Origin of the sequence: Zobellia alginiliquefaciens (assembly GCF_029323795.1) — a bacterium.
GTDB classification, from domain to species: Bacteria; Bacteroidota; Bacteroidia; order Flavobacteriales; family Flavobacteriaceae; genus Zobellia; species Zobellia alginiliquefaciens.
On sequence record NZ_CP119758.1, the window covers coordinates 2725157 to 2742830 of the forward strand.

The 17674-nt window shown below is 38.1% G+C and carries 15 protein-coding genes and 1 pseudogene; 9 read left to right on the forward strand and 7 right to left on the reverse strand.

The window, feature by feature from the left end:
- Window positions 1-5: 5 nt before the first annotated feature.
- The 3 genes from P0077_RS11475 to P0077_RS11485 all read right to left on the reverse strand — a co-directional run bounded on the left by P0077_RS11475 (window position 6) and on the right by P0077_RS11485 (window position 3974).
- A complete protein-coding gene (locus P0077_RS11475) occupies window positions 6-695 on the reverse strand; it encodes an ABC transporter ATP-binding protein (RefSeq protein ID WP_276165391.1) in 690 nt (229 codons plus the stop codon).
- A gap of 248 nt (window positions 696-943) precedes the next feature.
- Entirely contained in the window at window positions 944-1246 is a 303-nt protein-coding gene (locus P0077_RS11480; RefSeq protein WP_276165392.1) for a DUF2607 family protein, read from the reverse strand.
- 181 nt (window positions 1247-1427) lie between these two features.
- On the reverse strand, window positions 1428-3974 hold the full coding sequence (locus tag P0077_RS11485) for an excinuclease ABC subunit UvrA (protein WP_276165393.1): 2547 nt from the start codon (window positions 3972-3974) through the stop codon (window positions 1428-1430).
- Between the two features lie 255 nt (window positions 3975-4229).
- Here P0077_RS11485 and P0077_RS11490 point away from each other — a divergent pair.
- Window positions 4230-4589, forward strand: a pseudogene (locus tag P0077_RS11490) (DUF5995 family protein); the annotation flags it as partial.
- Window positions 4590-4668: 79 nt separating this feature from the next.
- Here the strand turns inward: P0077_RS11490 and P0077_RS11495 are convergent.
- The 3 genes from P0077_RS11495 to P0077_RS11505 are packed head-to-tail and all read right to left on the reverse strand — an operon-like array spanning window position 4669 to window position 7450.
- Window positions 4669-6414, reverse strand: a complete 1746-nt coding sequence (locus P0077_RS11495; RefSeq protein WP_276165394.1) for a thiamine pyrophosphate-dependent enzyme — start codon at window positions 6412-6414, stop codon at window positions 4669-4671.
- 48 nt (window positions 6415-6462) lie between these two features.
- Window positions 6463-7197 (reverse strand): flavodoxin family protein, encoded by a 735-nt coding sequence (locus P0077_RS11500; protein WP_276165395.1) that lies wholly within the window; start codon window positions 7195-7197, stop codon window positions 6463-6465.
- A gap of 7 nt (window positions 7198-7204) precedes the next feature.
- Window positions 7205-7450 carry a hypothetical protein gene (locus P0077_RS11505; RefSeq protein WP_276165396.1) on the reverse strand — a complete coding sequence of 82 codons (246 nt, stop codon included), beginning with the start codon at window positions 7448-7450 and terminating at the stop codon, window positions 7205-7207.
- A gap of 525 nt (window positions 7451-7975) precedes the next feature.
- On the opposite strand from P0077_RS11505, the gene P0077_RS11510 reads away from it, so the two are divergent.
- Complete coding sequence (locus P0077_RS11510) at window positions 7976-8713, forward strand: DUF5995 family protein (protein WP_276169196.1); 738 nt, start codon at window positions 7976-7978, stop codon at window positions 8711-8713.
- Between the two features lie 87 nt (window positions 8714-8800).
- Window positions 8801-9553, forward strand: a complete 753-nt coding sequence (locus tag P0077_RS11515) for an arylamine N-acetyltransferase family protein (RefSeq protein WP_276165397.1) — start codon at window positions 8801-8803, stop codon at window positions 9551-9553.
- A gap of 35 nt (window positions 9554-9588) precedes the next feature.
- Here the strand turns inward: P0077_RS11515 and P0077_RS11520 are convergent, their stop codons facing one another.
- On the reverse strand, window positions 9589-9966 hold the full coding sequence (locus tag P0077_RS11520; RefSeq protein WP_276165398.1) for a Fur family transcriptional regulator: 378 nt from the start codon (window positions 9964-9966) through the stop codon (window positions 9589-9591).
- A 149-nt stretch (window positions 9967-10115) separates the two neighbouring features.
- Here P0077_RS11520 and P0077_RS11525 point away from each other — a divergent pair, with 149 nt between their 5' ends.
- From P0077_RS11525 to P0077_RS11550, 6 genes are all read left to right on the forward strand, one after another.
- Window positions 10116-11051, forward strand: a complete 936-nt coding sequence (locus P0077_RS11525; protein WP_276169197.1) for an NAD(P)/FAD-dependent oxidoreductase — start codon at window positions 10116-10118, stop codon at window positions 11049-11051.
- 12 nt (window positions 11052-11063) lie between these two features.
- The gene (locus tag P0077_RS11530; protein ID WP_276165399.1) at window positions 11064-11309 is read left to right on the forward strand and encodes a hypothetical protein; all 246 of its coding nucleotides are present in this window, start codon (window positions 11064-11066) and stop codon (window positions 11307-11309) included.
- Window positions 11310-11399: 90 nt separating this feature from the next.
- Window positions 11400-12086 carry a GNAT family N-acetyltransferase gene (locus tag P0077_RS11535; RefSeq protein ID WP_276165400.1) on the forward strand — a complete coding sequence of 229 codons (687 nt, stop codon included), beginning with the start codon at window positions 11400-11402 and terminating at the stop codon, window positions 12084-12086.
- 363 nt (window positions 12087-12449) lie between these two features.
- A complete protein-coding gene (locus P0077_RS11540; RefSeq protein WP_276165401.1) occupies window positions 12450-13274 on the forward strand; it encodes a class I SAM-dependent methyltransferase in 825 nt (274 codons plus the stop codon).
- Window positions 13275-13504: 230 nt separating this feature from the next.
- Complete coding sequence (locus tag P0077_RS11545; protein ID WP_276165402.1) at window positions 13505-14626, forward strand: glycoside hydrolase family 5 protein; 1122 nt, start codon at window positions 13505-13507, stop codon at window positions 14624-14626.
- Window positions 14627-14634: 8 nt separating this feature from the next.
- Window positions 14635-17460: a Kelch repeat-containing protein gene (locus tag P0077_RS11550; RefSeq protein WP_276165403.1), complete on the forward strand. Its 2826-nt coding sequence runs from the start codon at window positions 14635-14637 to the stop codon at window positions 17458-17460.
- Window positions 17461-17674: the final 214 nt, after the last annotated feature.

Below are 17674 nucleotides of genomic sequence, written 5' to 3' on the forward strand. Positions count from 1 at the left end.
CTGTTTTAAATAGTTTCTAAGTAAAGTTGATTAAGTTCATTGGCATTTATTTCACTTGCTTTAAGTTGTTGAGCCAGTACACCTTCTTTCATAATGCCTATAGTGGTTCCTAATTCAACAGCATTAAAAATATCATGTGTTGCCATAAAAATAACCTTGCCCATAGCGGCAAGTTCTTTACATATTTTAGTGAATTCAGCTGTTGCTTTAGGATCAAGACCTGAAGTTGGCTCATCCATAAATATTACTTCTGCGTTCTTGGCAAGGGCTACGGCAATTCCTACTTTTTGACGCATTCCTTTTGAATAGGAGGAAAGTCTTTTGTGTTGTGCATCTTTTTGCAATCCTGTTTTACTTAAAAAAGATTCCAGCTCGGTCGTGGAATAGTTGAAGCCTGCCAAGCGACTAAAGAAATCTAAATTTTCTACACCGCTAAGGTTACCATAAAGCTGTACTGTTTCTGGTATATAAGCGGTCAAAGTATTGGTATCATCTTTTCCAACCTCTTTATCGGCTATAAAAGCCTGACCGCCATCTTTATTAATAAAACCTAAGAAAATGTTGATGGTAGTAGTTTTTCCTGCACCGTTCTGACCTAACAGACAAAATATCTCTCCTTTAGAGACTTCAAAGGAAACGTCTTTTAATGCAGCGTTTCCATTGTAAGACTTGGTTATATTTATTGCTCTAAGCATGAGTGTTCTATGAATTTAAATTGATTGTATTTTTTGCGCATACGTATATCTTGCTGTGTTTATTACAGTAAACAGAAGACGCATTGTTGTTGAAGAGTCACCCTAATAAAAGATGTGCCCATATTTTTCTAGGACTATATCAAAGTATTTGCACCTCTTTTCAATGAGAAATAAGGACTGCAAAAATTAGATAAAGTGCTTATAGGACGTACGCATCCTATGAACAGGATGGTAAAAAAAAATATGAGTTATGAGAACCGTGGGGGAGGCCTTGCAAAAAGGTTACTGGCCAAATGCCTATTGTTAAAGGCAATATTATACGTGGTATTCGTAATTTTTTGTTCAGAAAAGAAACTTTCCTTTTGTGGTAAAACCGGAGGTACGGTTTCTAAAGCGGGAATGAAATTAACTGCTGTGGTAATATCGCAAACCTCACAGTGCTGAACGTCTTGCTCTTCTGCATGATGGGTTAGCGCGTGCAAGCCAGCAACCTTGAACAAAAGCATCAAGGCAACATAAAATATGGCAATAAAACGTTTTACGTTTTCCATAAGAAGAGGCAAAAGTAATCAATATTCTAGATTATCTTTGGGAGAACTATAAAAAAAAGAGGGTCAAAAGTTACCCTAGTTAGATTGCACTTAAATGCAAGAAAAGTTCAACAATCAAAGGGTACAAGATTGTTGCTTAAAAAGCCTTTTAAAAATTCAAAGAATCAAGAAGTCCTGTAAATTAAGATTGACCGTCTAATGTTCTAGATAGATAAAGTGCCGTTTTGCTCTGTTTATTTTTAGCCACTTTTTCCGGTACATCAGCTATTACCACATTTCCTCCTTCTTCTCCTGCACCCGGGCCCATATCTATTACCCAATCGCTTGCCGCAATAACTTGCATATCATGTTCTACCACAATTACGGTATTGCCGGAATCGACCAATCTTGCTAACTGCAGTTGTAATTTTTCCACATCCGTTGGGTGTAGACCTGTTGTTGGCTCGTCCAAAATGTAGAGGGTTTTGCCTCGGTTTAAGCGTTGCAGTTCTTTTGCCAATTTTATACGCTGTGCTTCACCACCAGAAAGTTCCGTTGCAGGTTGCCCTAAACGTAAATAACCCAAACCTACTTCTTGCAATACCTTTAGGGGACGCATGACACGTTCTTCCTCGCTGAAAAAATCTAGGGCTTCGTTCACGGTCAAACCAAGAACCTGAGCAATGTTTTTTTCGTGATAGGTAACTTCTAAAGTTTCAGGGTTGTACCGCATGCCTTCACAAACAGGGCAGGGCGCATAAACGCTGGGCAGAAATAAGAGCTCTACCATAACGGCACCTTCGCCTTCACAATTGGGACATCGTCCTTTTCCAACATTAAATGAAAAACGCCCAGCCTTATAGTTACGTGATTTAGCCAAATCTGTAGTAGAAAATAATTTTCGGACTACATCAAACAAACCGGTGTACGTGGCCAAGTTGGAACGTGGTGTTCTACCAATTGGTTTTTGGTTGACAACAACCATACGTTTTATATGTTCCGAGCCAGAAGTAATTTCTCCGTCTTGTATTCCTGTACCTTCCGGTGATAAAAGGTCTTCCTCTTCTTCCTCTTTTTCGGAAGTAATGCTGTTTCCTAGTTGAGCGGACATCAATTCTACCAAAACCTGACTCACCAGACTACTTTTTCCAGATCCAGAAATTCCCGTAACACTCGTCATTACGCCTAAAGGAAACGAGGCTTCAAGATTGTTTAGGTTATTTTTGGTAATTCCACTTAAAACTAGCCATCCAGTTGGTTTTCTTGGCTTTAATTTTTCAAAAGGAAGGTCATTAAAAAGATGTTCCCTTGTTTTCGATTTTGAAACATCTTGCAATCCAGCAGGAGGACCGCTATATAGAACCTCGCCACCACCTTCACCGGCATTGGGACCTACATCTACTAGCCAATCTGCATGGCGAACCACATCTAGTTCGTGCTCCACAATAAAAAGGGAGTTCCCGCTAGCTTTCAGTCGGTCCAAAGTTTTTAACAAAGCTTCGGTATCCGCAGGGTGCAATCCCGCAGAAGGTTCGTCTAGAACATACACTACCCCGAATAAATTACTGCGCACCTGCGTAGCCAGACGTAAACGTTGGTGTTCGCCCGCGGATAGGGTAGGTGTACTTCGTTCTAGTGATAAATAACCCAGCCCCAGTTCCAATAAAACGTCTATTCTGGCAACTAGGTCTTCGGCAATACGTTGTGCCACTAGCGCCTTCTCTTTGCGACTTTTGGCTAGTTTCGTAAGGCCTGGGGCGGAGCCATTTCCATAAGGAGTGAAAATGGAGAATAGTTTTTTTAAAGGTAGTCTAGAAATATCAGCAATGTCATAACCCGCAAAAGTCACGGACAGAGACTCTGGGCGTAAGCGTTTACCATGGCAGGTGGGACACTTGTTGCTGATCATATATTTAGAAACTCGCTTTTTCATTAAGGAACTTTGCGTATTGGCAAAGGTGTGCAATACCAACTTTTTTGCACCCGAGTAGGTGCCCATATAACTGGGTTCGTGATTATTTTTAATGGCAAATTGAACTTCCTTTTGATTTAGGTTTCGATATACCGGAACCTTTGGTTGCTCGTCGGTAAATAAAATCCAATCCCGGTCCTTTTGCGGAAGGTCTTTCCAAGGGGTATCTACATCATAGCCAAGTGTCACTAAAATATCCCTAAGATTTTTGCCCTGCCAAGCTTTGGGCCATGAGTCTATAGCACCTTCCCTGATGGTTAAGGTGTCATCAAGCACCATACTCTTTTCCGTAACTTGGTAGACCCTTCCGAGTCCTTGGCATTCCGGGCAGATACCTTCCGGGGTATTGGTCGAAAATGAATCGGCATATAAAATGGACTGACCTGGCGGATAATCACCTGCGCGGGAATACAGCATACGCAACAAATTGGATAAGGTAGTCACGGAACCTACCGAGGAACGGGTAGTTCCCGAGCCACGTTGCTGCTGCAAGGCTACAGCAGGAGGTAAACCTTCGATCGCATCAACTTCAGGAATTGGCATTTGATGAAAAAGGCGACGAGCGTAGGGTGAGACGGATTCAAGATATCTGCGTTGGGCCTCGGCATATAGCGTACCAAAGGCTAGAGATGATTTGCCGGAACCCGAAATACCGGTAAATACCACCAATGCATCACGAGGAATTTCTAGGCTTACATCTTTAAGATTATGTTGTCTTGCGCCTTTTACGGTAACAAAGCCTTCTTTTTTTGCTCTTTCGTCATGTGTTTGTTCCATGTGGCCGAATATACCAAGAATCTATTGATACGGCTTTCAAGTTTTTGGTTTTTCGGTTCCGTCTGCGGCTGTTGAAACACGCTTAAAAAGGAAAATGTAGGAGTACTTGTTTGATTGTAAAAAGGTTAGTGCCTTAAAAAAACTTGAATATTGGTTTTATAAGTATCTTTAAGTGTGAATTTTATTACGTTTAAGAAATCGTTTAAATAGAATACCATTGGCCGAGCGACCGCAATACAATAAGTTCTAAATCAATTAGACAGTATCATTGATACAGCTATTGCAAACAATAGTCGCATAGGGTTGTTTGCCTACGTGTATAGAAGAACTACGGCTCAGATTCTCATGGAAGTGGAATTGGGAAGTTTTGAGGATAATGAACGTATGGAGAAGTTTGATGTTGAATTCGCTAACTTCTATTTAGATGCGTATAACGGTTATATTAAGAATACCGAGGTAAGTAAATCTTGGTCATTTGCTTTTCTTCTTGAAAAAGAACCGTTAACTATTTTACAGCATATTAGGATTGGGATTAATACGCATATTAATCTGGATTTAGGGTTAGCTGCAAGCGCTGTAATGCATGGCAAAGAAATTATTGTAAATAAAAAGTGATTCCTCATATCTTAAGTTTGAGATAAAAAGAATCACTTTGAAAAGCTGGTATATTCATAATACCAAACCTTGCTAAATATCAATCAAAATAAGAATACAGCTCTTTTTTTAAGTTTTCCCATTGTCCCTTATCTCCGCTAATTATTTGACCTACTTCTTTTACTTTAGAGGTGCCAAAACCTATAGCTTCTTTTATGCCGATATGTGGCGGTAAGGACAATGCTCCACTATTAACTACAGCATCAATAATAAATGGTTTTTTACTTGCTTTAGCTTTTATAATGGCTGCATCGATATCTTCTGCATGCTCGACCCTTACACCATCACCACCACAAAGTTTAGCATATTCAGCAAAATTGACATTGGTTTCATGTAAAGCATCTAAGCTTGCTGCCAAACCTGCTTCTTCCATTTCTAATTTAACAAAGCTTAGCTCTGAATTATTGAATATTAAAACTTTAATTGGTAATTCGTGTTTAACGGCCGTTATAAAATCTTGCATAGACATATTAAATGCCCCATCGCCACAAAAAGCCCATATTTCTTTATTTTTGTTCGCAAACTGAGCACCTATGGCAGAAGGTAAACCCACAGCCATAGAACCATGGTTAAAAGAACCGATAAGTCTTCTTTGACTATGAAAAGAAATATGATGTGCAGCCCATATGGCAGAAGTACCCGTTTCTACCGTAAAAATGGCATCATTAGCCGCATGCTCGTTAACCAAGTCTGCAAATATTTGCGGGTGCAAAGGTTCATAGTTTCGAGTAGGGGAGGCCTGCTTTTTCATATTCGCTCTCCAATCCTTAAAATTGCCTCTCAATTTATCTAAAAACGCTGTATCGCTTTTCTGATCAATTTTCGGATTCAACAATTCTAAAAATGACGATATATCGCTCCATACACCAAGTGAAACCGAAGTTCTATTTCCTATATTTTCTTGTCGAATATCTACCTGTATCGTTTTTGTTTGATGTGGAAGAAAATCTATGTATGGAAAATCAGTACCTAACATCAGTAATAAATCACACTTCATGACGGCATTGTAACCTGAAGGATTTCCTATTAAACCGGTAAGGCCTACAACATTGTCAGTATCATGGTCAAAAATATCGCTAGCACGTAAACTATGGGTAATAGGTGCATTTAGTTTTTTAGATAATTCAAGTACGGCAGCTCTGCTTTCTCTGCATCCATCACCAGCCAATATACCTACCGTTTTAGCACTGTTCAAAAGCTTGGTAGCTTTCATAACAACAGATTCTTCAGGAACTAAACGGGAAACATATTTCTTAATAGGATGTACGAATTGCTCATTCTCGGCTTTCATTTCCGCTACATTTGCTGGCAACTCTATTCTGCACACTGCATTATTGGCTATCGCAATTTTAATGGCGCGTTGTATTACCGTTGGTGCTTGCTCTGGTGTTTCAATTATAGCCTGGTAATCGCAAACATCATCAAATACCTTTTTTAAATCTACTTCTTGAAAGTAATTGGTACCCTGTTGTTTCTGATTAATTTGACCTGTTATAGCAATAACTGGCGTGCGTTCTTTTTTAGCATTGTACAATCCATTAATCAAATGCAAAGCACCAGGGCCAACAGTACCTGCACATGCCGCTAAATTGTTGCTTGTTTGACTATGACCAAAGGCAGCAAAAGATGCGTTACCCTCGTGTTTCATGCCGATCCAATCAACAGTGTCTCGTTCTTCTATTGCTTTAACAAAAAAGTTTAAGGCATCGCCCGTTACTCCATATATTTTGTCTACTCCGACACTTTGTAAAATATCGAGTAATTGTTCTGATACATTTTTACTCATAATTGTTTTCTTTATAATTTTAAATTGGATGACATATGCATCCATTTTCTATCTATATTCAGGATTTTCAAAATTCCATCGTGTGCCATCATCCCAATCTTTTCTTGAGTTTCCGTAAGACGGATATCCTCCGTTATCCTTCAACATTTTAGCTAAATGCATTAGATTATATGACATGAACGTTGTGTTTCGATTCGTAAATTCCGAATCGAAACCTACTGGTGGCTCAATTTTTTCTCCATTCCATTCGGTATCTCCATAACTGGGTCCGGGACCAACTTTTCCAATCCAACCTGCATCTGCCTGTGGTGGTATACTATAACCTATATGCTGAAGTGCATATAATAAGCCCATAGAACAATGTTTAACACCATCTTCATTACCGGTAATGATACAACCTCCGGCTTTGCCATAATACACGTATTGCCCCTTATCATTTTGGTACCCGCTCATAGCATATAGTCGTTCAATAAGCTTTGTAGCTACCGATGAACGTTCACCCAACCAAATAGGTGTACCTATCACCAGAATATCTGCTGCAATAACCTTATCATAAATAGCCGGCCAATCATCTTTATCATATCCTTCTTTGGTCATATCTGGCTGTACCCCAACGGGTATATCAAAATCTGCAAGTCGTAAAATCTCTACATCAACTCCTTCTGATTTCATAATCTTAGCCGACACATCGATTAAGTTACGTGTGTGACTTTTAGATGGTGATTTTTTTAAGGTACAATTGATGAATATTGCTTTTAACGTACTAAAATCTGTCTTTTTCATATTGTTCTTATTTTCCGATAATTTTTACAGTAACCACACCAAATACTATGTGACCAATTAACATCGCCAGCAATCGCATTGGCATAGAACCATCCATTGGTGGCATTTCAAATAGCATTCCCCTTATCTTCATACCAATCTGTGCTTTAATAAGTGCTACGATACCAAAGGCAATCCCTTTCAAGAAAAGATTAGAGATATTGGTTTTAGGAGCAAATACATAACCATACCCTAAAGCAAATAGAATTGCCATAGGAAAATGTAAAACCCAACCTACTGCTATGGGTAAGTTCATAGCGCCAGCTAATAATTTTCATGGTGCCATTTCGGGCATGCCCATATGTGGTGCCACCAACATTGTTATGGTCATTACCACTGTTCCTAAAAAAACCTGCTAATACCAATTTTGGTAATTCATTTTTTTATTTAAATATTTTATAATCTATATGAATTGCTACTCATATATACCTTTTTGTTTTTAATATGAAGCTGATTATCAGTATGCAAGATATTTTTAGTTGTATTAAATCATTAGTTCATACCATTTTTTTATTAGCGTGAAGGCTATAAATACTACTTTGATTCTATGTTGTTGAAATCATTTAAGAGGCATGTTTCGGCTATAAAAACACCTATTTACAATGATTGACGTAATACATTTAAAATGATTTTAAAATTTTAATGAAGTACTTCTGTTCATTTGCTTAACTTGAAAATTCTAACCAACAAATAAGTTTTAATTAAATAAAAAATTACTACCATTAGCCGAGCGACCACCATACAAGAAGTTCTAAATCAATTAGACAGTATCATTGATACGGCTATTGCAAACAATAGTCGCATAGGGTTGTTTGCCTACGTGTATAGAAGAACTACGGCTCAGATTCTCAAGGAAGTGGAATTGGGAAGTTTTGAGGATAATGAACGTATGGAGAAGTTTGATGTTGAATTCGCTAACTTCTATTTAGATGCGTATAACGGTTATATTAAGAATACCGAGGTAAGTAAATCTTGGTCATTTGCTTTTCTTCTTGAAAAAGAACCGCTAACTATTTTACAGCATATTATGATTGGGATTAATACGCATATTAATCTGGATTTGGCATTGGCGGTAAGTGTGGTTATGAACGGAAAAGAAGTGTCGGAAATTGAAAATGACTTTAACAAGGTGAACCGTATCCTGTCAGATATTGTAAATGAAATGCAGGACAGGCTTAGCCGAGTATCCCGTTTGCTATTTTTATTAGATCTGGCAGGGGAAAATTCAGATGAGAAAATCATTAATTTTAGCATGGGCAGGGCCAGAGAGGTATCATGGCGTAATGCCAATTTACTATGGAGTTTGGGAGTTGACCATCAAGGAGAAGCTATTGATACTATGGATTTAGTAGTTCTGAAGCTAGGGGAATGTATAAAATCGCCTAAATCCAAGGTAATTGGTTTTGTGCTAAAATGTATAGGTAGGTTTGAAGAAAAAAATGTGGGAAAGGTCATTTCAACCTTAAGGGAAAACTGAATACGTTGACCTCGGGGGAGAATGGAGTAATACCAATTTCAATACTCAATAAATTGGACATTTTTATATAATAGATACGCTAGTAAAATGAACGCCCAGGCCTATTTAAATAGAATAGATTTTCAAGATACAATTACCATTAAAAAAAGTGTTCTTTTCAAACTTCAAAAACAACACCTGCTTAATATTCCATTTGAAAATTTAGACATCCATTATGGAAGAAATATAAGGCTTTCAATAATGGATATGTATCAAAAGATAGTTGTTGAAAAACGTGGTGGATTTTGCTATGAACTCAATGGGCTTTTTTGTGATTTCTTAAAACAAATAGGTTTTAATGCAAAACTGATTTCAGCACGGGTACATACAAAAGATGCACATTACAGTCCAGAATACGACCATTTGGCAATACTAGTACAATTAGATAATCATAATTTTTTAGTTGATGTGGGTTTTGGTAAATTTTCATTAGAACCATTGGAGATTGAAATTGGTCAGCGGATATTAGATAAATACGGGCAATTTCAATTTGACAAATACGATGCTAATTATTTCCGTATAAATGAGGTGAAAAACAATAAGCTAATTCCTCAATATATATTTAGAAATGAAGAGCGAAGTCTTTCCGAATTTGCCGAAAGGTGTATGTTTCATCAGACAAGTGAAAACTCCCATTTTACAAAGAAGAAGCTAATTTCAATTGCAAAAAAAGAAGGAAGAATTACGCTAAATAATTCTCAATTGAAAATTACTCGCATGGGAGTCGAGGAGCAAGTAGATTTTGAAGAAAATGAGTTTGATGCCAAATTGAAACAATATTTTGATATAGAAATAGGGTAATGCCGTAAAATAGGGCTTATAAGTTGGTTCAATAACTATTTGGCACAATCCTTACAAACCCCCGTAAGAACACAGTTCACCCCTTCTAAAGTATAGCTCTTGGGCAGTGAAAACGTAACCGGCACGGGCAAACATTCAATAGTCTCACATTGTGTACAACGAAAGTGAAAATGATGTAAAGGCTGCTTTTTTTCGTCGCACTTTATACAAATAGCAAAATACTGCCTACCATTGTCTGCAATAATTTTATGTACAATACCATCTTCACAATATCGGTTTAGGACCCTATAAATAGTAGCCCTATTAATATCAACTCCAATTTCCTTCTCAATTGCCTGCTGACTCATGGCTTTGCCAGACGTATTTAAGACGGAAAGCACAGCTTCTTTGGTAACGGTATTTCTTCTTTTCATTATAAAAAATAAAATTATTGCAACTTAGTTGCAATAATACAAAATATCTATATCTTTGCAAAACAAGTTAATGCGACACCATTGCGATAGTGTTTAAAATGACTAGAAGAGATGCAATAAAGAAAGGAAGCGTTGCCGGATTAGTTCCTATGGGAGTAACTCATTTAAAAAAAGATAATGCTATGACAAAAGATTACGATGCAATAATTATAGGGGGTAGCTATGCCGGTCTATCTGCGGCCATGGCCCTGGGACGTTCTTTGCGCAATGTTTTAATTATAGATAGTGGGTTGCCGTGTAACAGGCAAACGCCGCACTCGCATAATTTTATAACACAAGATGGTTCAACTCCAGCCGAAATTTCGCAAAAGGCAAAATCGCAAGTCTTAAAATATGACACGGTCAGTTTTATTGAAGACAAAGCAATCAAGGGCAGAAAAGAAGAGGGTGGTTTTTATGTTCTTACCGAATCAGGAAAAGAATTTAAAGCCAAGAAATTGGTGATTGCCACCGGAATTAAAGATATAATGCCGTCCATAAAAGGGTTTTCTGAATGTTGGGGTATTTCCGTAGTTCACTGTCCCTATTGCCATGGTTATGAGATAAGAAATAAAAAAACGGCAATCATTGCCAATGGGGAAGTCGCATTTCACCTTGTTCCTTTGGTAAGTAATCTCACGGATAACCTAAGTGTTTTGACCAATGGAAAAGCAGACTTTACTTCGGAAGAGCGGTTGAAATTGAAAGAGCATAATATTCATATCATTGAAAAGGAAATTACAGAGATTGAACATGAAAATGGATATATGAAAAATGTAGTTTTTGATGATGGGAGCACGGTTCATTTTGAGGCGGCGTATGGGCCGCTTCCATTTCAGCAACATATGGATATACCGGAGTTTATAGGTTGCGAACTTACGGAGCAAGGTTATATTCAGGTAGATATGATGCAAAAAACTACTGTGGAAGGTGTATTTGCATGTGGAGACAACAGCATAAGAATGCGGTCTTTGACAAATGCGATATCGGCTGGGGCTACAGTGGGAGCAGTAGTAAATATGGAGCTATCCAAAGAACAATTCTAGCGCCATAAATTCATGGTAGAAGTATTCATTACCAATATAGATAAACGAGCTCAAGCTAAAGGGATAGTAAAAATGCTTGGGCTCGTGTTTTCTGAATTGAAAATTGATTTTGACTTGGATGAAACTGCTTTACCTTTTCCAAAAGGGCATACCGTTTTGCGCGTAGAAGGAAAGCATATAGATCACGTAAAAATTATGCGTTTGACCCGTGAATTCGGAATAAGATGTGAAATAATGGAAGACCGTATTCCGCAGTAAAAAGAAACATAGAACTAACGGGTCTCATGAAAGGCTATGTCTTTTTTTCTTAAGATGAAATAAAAGCATATTTCTTATATATTTGACCTCATGATAGATTTGGAGGAACAATTAAAAAATCCGGTTTGGTATTCCTTAAAGGAAACCCATAAAAAATTTGCTGTTGAACTGAATGGAGTTCAATTTTATAACCCCGAAGTATGCACTTTTGGTTCTTTTTTTGATGAATCAAAAACAGCTAAAGCTTCTGATGAGTATTTGAAAACTTCGGATCATTTCTTCTTTGTTTCAGCCGATCAAACTCCTGTAATAGACGAAACCAAAGTTATCTTTGAGAAAAAGATTGATGGTTGTCAAATGGTTTTAAATACGTTGCCAGACGTTTCAATAACAGAAAACATTGTCTTGCTAGATAAGAGTTTTATGGATGAAATTTATGATTTAGTCTGGTTGGTTATGCCTGGGTACTACAAGAAAAGAACCTTTGAAATGGGGAAGTACTTTGGCATATTTAATAATGGTAAGTTGGTCTCAATCACAGGGCAACGCATGCAGACCAATTATTTTATAGAAGTTAGTGCAGTGGTTACTCACCCCGAGTATACCAGACAAGGACTGGCCAAACAGTTGATAGCGCATACTACAAAGGAAATTCTCAGAGAGAACAAAACGCCTATTTTGCACACAAATAAAGGTAATCCGGCAATTGCTCTCTACGAGAAATTAGGATATGAGCTAACAAGGGATATGAACTGGTGGTTGTATCGCAAAAAATAAGGTGCGGTTTAAGGGCTAATAAAGAAATCACGAGTCACCCCTTTTTCTAAGAATCCAGATCTGTAAATAAATATCTAGCTAGGTTATCTACTAGAGGTATTTGAAATTTAGAATTTATCGTTTACTTTTAAAGCCTGTTTACTATACTTAACATACAGATTTTGTCTTTTCTAAAGACACTCTCCTTAATAGAGATGAACATACCAGTGGGTTACTCAAATCCAGTGTAAGGAGATAACTATGTTCATTTTTTTATAAATCACAACATTTTAAGAACGTCAAAAGTGGTCTGTTGTTTGTACGACCCTCTTTTCCTATCACAGAGTATTATCTGTAATAAGAAAAGGTAACTCCCAAAATCTAATGGGCAAAAAACGATTAATAAGTAGAGAAATAGAATTCTTTTATTCCAGGGCATCAGAAGAAACCAGGCTGGACAAAGGCATGGGTGTTTTTGAGTTCGAAAGGATAAAATATCTCATAGATAAATATCTTCAACTAGATTCGGCCAAAGTAGTTGATGTAGGCGGTGGTACGGGCAAGTACGCAGCGTGGTTGTCAAATAAGGGGCATGATGTGTTCTTGATAGATCCTGTTCCTAAACACATTAAGAAAGCAAAAGAAAGGTCAAGTAGTCTAAAGAATCCTTTTCAGGTTCAGTTGGGAGAAGCAAGATGTTTAAACCTGCCAAATAATTATGCAGATTTAGTAATCATTCACGGCCCTTTGTATCATTTGCAGAATAGGGAAGACCGAATAAAAGCGATAAAAGAAGCTTGTAGGATTGCGAAAAAGGGAGGGGTTATTTTGGGCTTTGCCATCAACTATACCGCATCTACCTTGGTGGGTCTTTTTCACGGGTTGTTACACAAAGAATCTTATTTTAAGATGTGCGTGGACGAGTTAACAAGTGGAGTTCATACTCCACCAGAAGAATTTCCATGGCTTCTTGCCGAAGCCTACTATCACAGGCCAGAAGAATTGAGAGAGGAGTTTGAAACTCAAGAATTAAAATATTTGAATATTCATGCGGTTGAGGGTATGGCTTGGTTGGATAAGGATTATTTCGTCCGCATGTCTAACGAAGAGGATAAAAAAACGCTAATGGATTTAATCAAAATTACTGAGAACGATGTTAATCTTCTAAGTTTTAGTCCTCACATGATGATTGCGGCAAGAAAATTTTAGGGGGTAAGGCTCTGATTTCAAGAAATCAATTTTGTTAAATTTTGATGCTATGATAAAGAAATAGCTACTGAAACGATTTTCTTCTATTTTCGTATGCGGTATGCAAGAAAGTAATCATTATGAATAAGGTATGATGATGTCAAAAGAATGAATTCCTGGAGAAAGATTGTGACGGATGAGGTTCTTATTTTTTAAGCATCTGAAAATAAAGGTTGGTAAAATTGAAGTGTATGAAGCTATATAGTAAAATGATGAAAAATGGATTCCTATGTGTGATGTTACTCATCACAACTGTTTCGTATTGTCAGTCCTCAGAGCAAAAAAAGAGTGAAAGTTTCACTGTTTATAAGGGAACCAACATTGCGCATTGGTTGTCACAAAGTGGTCGTAGGGGAGAGGAACGCAAGCAGTTTTTTACAAAAGCGGATGTCAAGGCGATCGCAGCTATGGGATTTGATCATATTAGGTTGCCCATTGACGAAGAGCAAATGTGGAATGATGATGTTGAAAGGCATGATGATGCTTTTGAGCTGATGGACAATTGTATAAAATGGTGCGAGGAATATAATTTGAAGGTCATAGTGGACCTCCATATTCTTAGGTCACATCACTTTAATGCGAAAGAAAAACCGCTGTGGACGGATGCGAAAGAACAAGAGAAATTCTTCGATTTATGGCGTGATCTGTCTAAAGCTCTCAGCAAATACCCTAACTCCCTAGTGGCTTATGAATTAATGAACGAGGCGGTAGCTGATGATAATGAATCGTGGAATAAACTATTGAAGAATGCTTTTGCGGCTATTCGTGAGCTTGAGCCAAAACGGACTATCGTTATAGGTTCTAATAGGTGGCAGTCCGTGGATACTTTTGATGCGCTAAAAGTGCCTGAAAATGATAAGAACATTCTGCTGAGTTTTCATTTTTATACACCTTTTTTACTGAGTCACTACAATGCAAGTTGGACGAATTTAAAAGGGTATGAAGGTCCTGTGCATTATCCAGGCGTCTTGCTTACTGAAAAGGAATTCAATACCCTGCCGAAAAATGTAAAGCCTTCAGTGAAACAATATGTAGACGTAAAATTCGATAAAGAGGTTTTGTTGGAATTATGGCAAAAACCGATTCAAAAAGCAAAATCCCTAGGGCTACCGTTGTACTGTGGTGAATTTGGAATTATTGAGAAAGCACCAAAACAAGAGGCTTTGGCATGGTATGAAGATATGATGGCCTTGTTTAAAGAAACGGGCATAGCCCACGCCAATTGGAACTACAAAAGTGGAAGCTTTGGTCTTGTAGCGGATGACGGTACACCATACCAAGAATTGATTGATATAATTACGGATAAAAAATAAACGACTGAATGAAAAATACCAAAGTATATAAATCGGATTTTTTCTCGCAGAACCTGTATTTCATTGTAGTTCTCGCAGGTCTTTTATCGTTAATGAGTTGTGCCGCTTCCAAGACGGAAATATGGCAGTGGGAGAAAATTGAAGCAAAAGGAGAGCCAACAGCCCGCCATGAGGCAGGTATGGTTGCCTATAAAAATAAAATTCTCCTTATGGGAGGTAGACGTATTAATCCTACCGATGTCTTTGATACTGAAAACAAAACATGGACGGCAAAAGCACCAACACCTATTGAGATACATCACTTTCAACCGGTTGTTGTAGATGATGCCGTGTACATTATTGGAGGAATGACCGGACAATGGCCCAATGAAACTCCACTAGACCGTGTTGTTGTCTATTATCCGGAGAAAGATGAGTATGTCTATAGTCATGAAATTCCCGAGCATCGCAGAAGAGGTGGGGCAGGTATCGCTACTCATAATGGTAAAATATATGTAGTAGGTGGAATCACCAAAGGCCATATGAACGGTTACCAGCCGTGGTTTGATGTGTATGACCCAAAAACCGGAGAATGGAAAGTATTAACTGATGCCCCTGACGCCCGTGACCACTTTCATGCTGCAGTGGCCAGTAACAAATTATATGCTTTTGCGGGTCGTAAAACCTCAAAGAAAACAGGTCAGGATATGGCACTTACCAATACATATGGTAATGTGTATGATTTTGAAAAAAATGAATGGCTAAAGGTTACGGATGATTTAGCCATACCTACCCAAAGAGCGGGAAATGCTGCGTTTGTTTGGAAGAATGAAGTAATTGTTGGCGGAGGGGAAAGTATAGCACATGAAGTTGCTCATAATGAAGTGCAAGCCTATAACGTAAAGACAAAAACATGGAGAAATTGGCCTTCAATGATACAAGGGCGTCACGGCACCGGATATACTATTGTTGACGATTATGTCTATATGGCTGCAGGTAGCGGTAATCGTGGAGGTGGACCAGAACTAACTACAATTGAGAGATTAAAATTACCCTCAGAGACAGAAGAAAGTGTAGCGGTTGCCAGCACTAATTTTACTGAAATTCAAAAACAATGGCATACGGTAGAACTAAATTTTGAAGGTCCTAAGACTTCAGAAGATGCAGCTGATAATCCGTTTTTAAACTATCTACTACAAGTAGAGTTCAAAAATGAGGAGACCAACTATACAATAAGAGGTTTTTATGCGGCAGATGGAAACGCTTCCGAGTCCAGTGCAGACCAGGGGAATATTTGGAGCGTTCGGTTTACTCCTGAGGAGTTAGGAGATTGGACGTATTCGGCAGTACTGTATCATCAAGATGACATCGCTTTAAAAAATGATTTTTCTACGGCAGAAAAAATTTCCATTTCCAATGCTACTGGCGGGTTTAAAGTGGTAGCATCCGATAAAGAAGGTGCTGATTTTAGGGCACATGGCAGGCTCGTAGCATCCAACGGTTATTATAAATTCACGGGTTCGGATAAATATTGGATGAAAGTGGGAGCTAATAGCCCAGAAAATTTATTGGGTTATGTTGATTTTGACGATACCTACCGAATGGAGGCTTCAAATGAAGAAGGAGAGGCAAGCACCACCAACGAAATTCACTCCTACTCATTACACTTAAAAGATTGGAAAACGGGTGACCCTACTTGGAAAGATGGTAAAGGAAAAGCACTTATTGGAGCTCTAAATTATCTTGCTTCTAAGGAAATGAATTCTGTTTACTTCTTGACGATGAATATTATGGGAGATGGAAAAGATGTTTGGCCTTATGTAAAGCCGGATGAGTTTAATCGTTTTGATGTGAGTAAACTAGAGCAATGGGAAATTGTTTTTCAACATATGCAGTCTAAAGGGTTGTTACTACATATCGTTTTACAGGAAACCGAAAATGAAACTCTGTTAGATAGAGGGGATACGGGGCCATTAAGACAGCTATACTTGAATGAATTGATAGCGCGTTTTGGTCATCATTTAGCGCTTAATTGGAATTTAGGCGAAGAAAACGGCCCTGCAGATTGGTCGCCTTTAGGACAGAACGACGCACAAAGAAAGGCAATGGCTAAGTTTATCAAAAAGTCTGACCCTTATAACCATCCGGTACTTTTACACACCCATGCACATGATCCCTTACGAAGTGATATTCTAGATTCTATTGTGGGTTATAAATATGTTGATGGCCTATCCTTACAACAAGCTGAAAGAAAAGAAACTGCAGAGGTAATAGAAAGGTGGAAGGAGAAATCTAAAGCAGCTGGAAACGAATGGTTGATTACCATGGATGAAATAGGGAAATGGCATCAAGGTGCTGTTTTGGATAGTGAAGACCCAACCCATGAAAGCTTAAGGAAATATGTGTTATGGGGAACATTACTTTCCGGTGGTGCTGGAGTAGAGTGGTATTTTGGAGCAAAACACCCGCATAACGATTTAAACTCCGAAGACTGGCGAGAAAGGAATCGGCTTTGGGAAATAACCAATCATGCCAGAGAATTTTTTGAAGAGCATCTCCCGTTCTGGCAGATGAAACCGCAACATAACTTAGTAAATATAGATGAAGCATATTGTTTTCGAGAAAAAGGAGAGGTTTATGCTTTGTTCCTTCCAAATACCAAACAAGCAACAATTAATTTGTTGGAAGAAGAAGGAGAGTTTCAAGTACACTGGTTCGATCCTGTAAATGGGGGAGAACTTCAGTTGGGAAGTGTTACAACTCTTAGTGCTGGTGCGGTTAGGGATTTAGGAACACCACCAATTACAAAAAGCACCAAGCATGAGGACTGGGTCTGTCTTTTGAAGAAAAAATAACTATCCAAAACTTATAAGATATGTAAATGCGATAGTTGAAAATCTAAACTCGGTTTATTTAGATGCTGCCGTGCAAGATTCGGGACTTATTAAAATAGGTGAAGCTAAATTCATTATTTCCGTACGTAATATTGATACTTTACAATTTGTAGGAATCAGGAAGCGGACAGGAAGTAGGTAAGGCCTTTATATTTAAAGGTTACAATCTAATTTC

Excerpts from the sequence above, each read along its gene's own strand:
- P0077_RS11475 (WP_276165391.1), bottom strand. The coding sequence starts at position 695 with ATGCTTAGAGCAATAAATATAACCAAGTCTTACAATGGAAACGCTGCA.
- P0077_RS11480 (WP_276165392.1), bottom strand. The coding sequence starts at position 1,246 with ATGGAAAACGTAAAACGTTTTATTGCCATATTTTATGTTGCCTTGATG.
- P0077_RS11485 (WP_276165393.1), bottom strand. The coding sequence starts at position 3,974 with ATGGAACAAACACATGACGAAAGAGCAAAAAAAGAAGGCTTTGTTACC.
- P0077_RS11495 (WP_276165394.1), bottom strand. The coding sequence starts at position 6,414 with ATGAGTAAAAATGTATCAGAACAATTACTCGATATTTTACAAAGTGTC.
- P0077_RS11500 (WP_276165395.1), bottom strand. The coding sequence starts at position 7,197 with ATGAAAAAGACAGATTTTAGTACGTTAAAAGCAATATTCATCAATTGT.
- P0077_RS11505 (WP_276165396.1), bottom strand. The coding sequence starts at position 7,450 with ATGGCAATTCTATTTGCTTTAGGGTATGGTTATGTATTTGCTCCTAAA.
- P0077_RS11515 (WP_276165397.1), top strand. The coding sequence starts at position 8,801 with ATGAACGCCCAGGCCTATTTAAATAGAATAGATTTTCAAGATACAATT.
- P0077_RS11520 (WP_276165398.1), bottom strand. The coding sequence starts at position 9,966 with ATGAAAAGAAGAAATACCGTTACCAAAGAAGCTGTGCTTTCCGTCTTA.
- P0077_RS11525 (WP_276169197.1), top strand. The coding sequence starts at position 10,116 with ATGGGAGTAACTCATTTAAAAAAAGATAATGCTATGACAAAAGATTAC.
- P0077_RS11530 (WP_276165399.1), top strand. The coding sequence starts at position 11,064 with ATGGTAGAAGTATTCATTACCAATATAGATAAACGAGCTCAAGCTAAA.
- P0077_RS11535 (WP_276165400.1), top strand. The coding sequence starts at position 11,400 with ATGATAGATTTGGAGGAACAATTAAAAAATCCGGTTTGGTATTCCTTA.
- P0077_RS11540 (WP_276165401.1), top strand. The coding sequence starts at position 12,450 with ATGGGCAAAAAACGATTAATAAGTAGAGAAATAGAATTCTTTTATTCC.
- P0077_RS11545 (WP_276165402.1), top strand. The coding sequence starts at position 13,505 with ATGAAGCTATATAGTAAAATGATGAAAAATGGATTCCTATGTGTGATG.
- P0077_RS11550 (WP_276165403.1), top strand. The coding sequence starts at position 14,635 with ATGAAAAATACCAAAGTATATAAATCGGATTTTTTCTCGCAGAACCTG.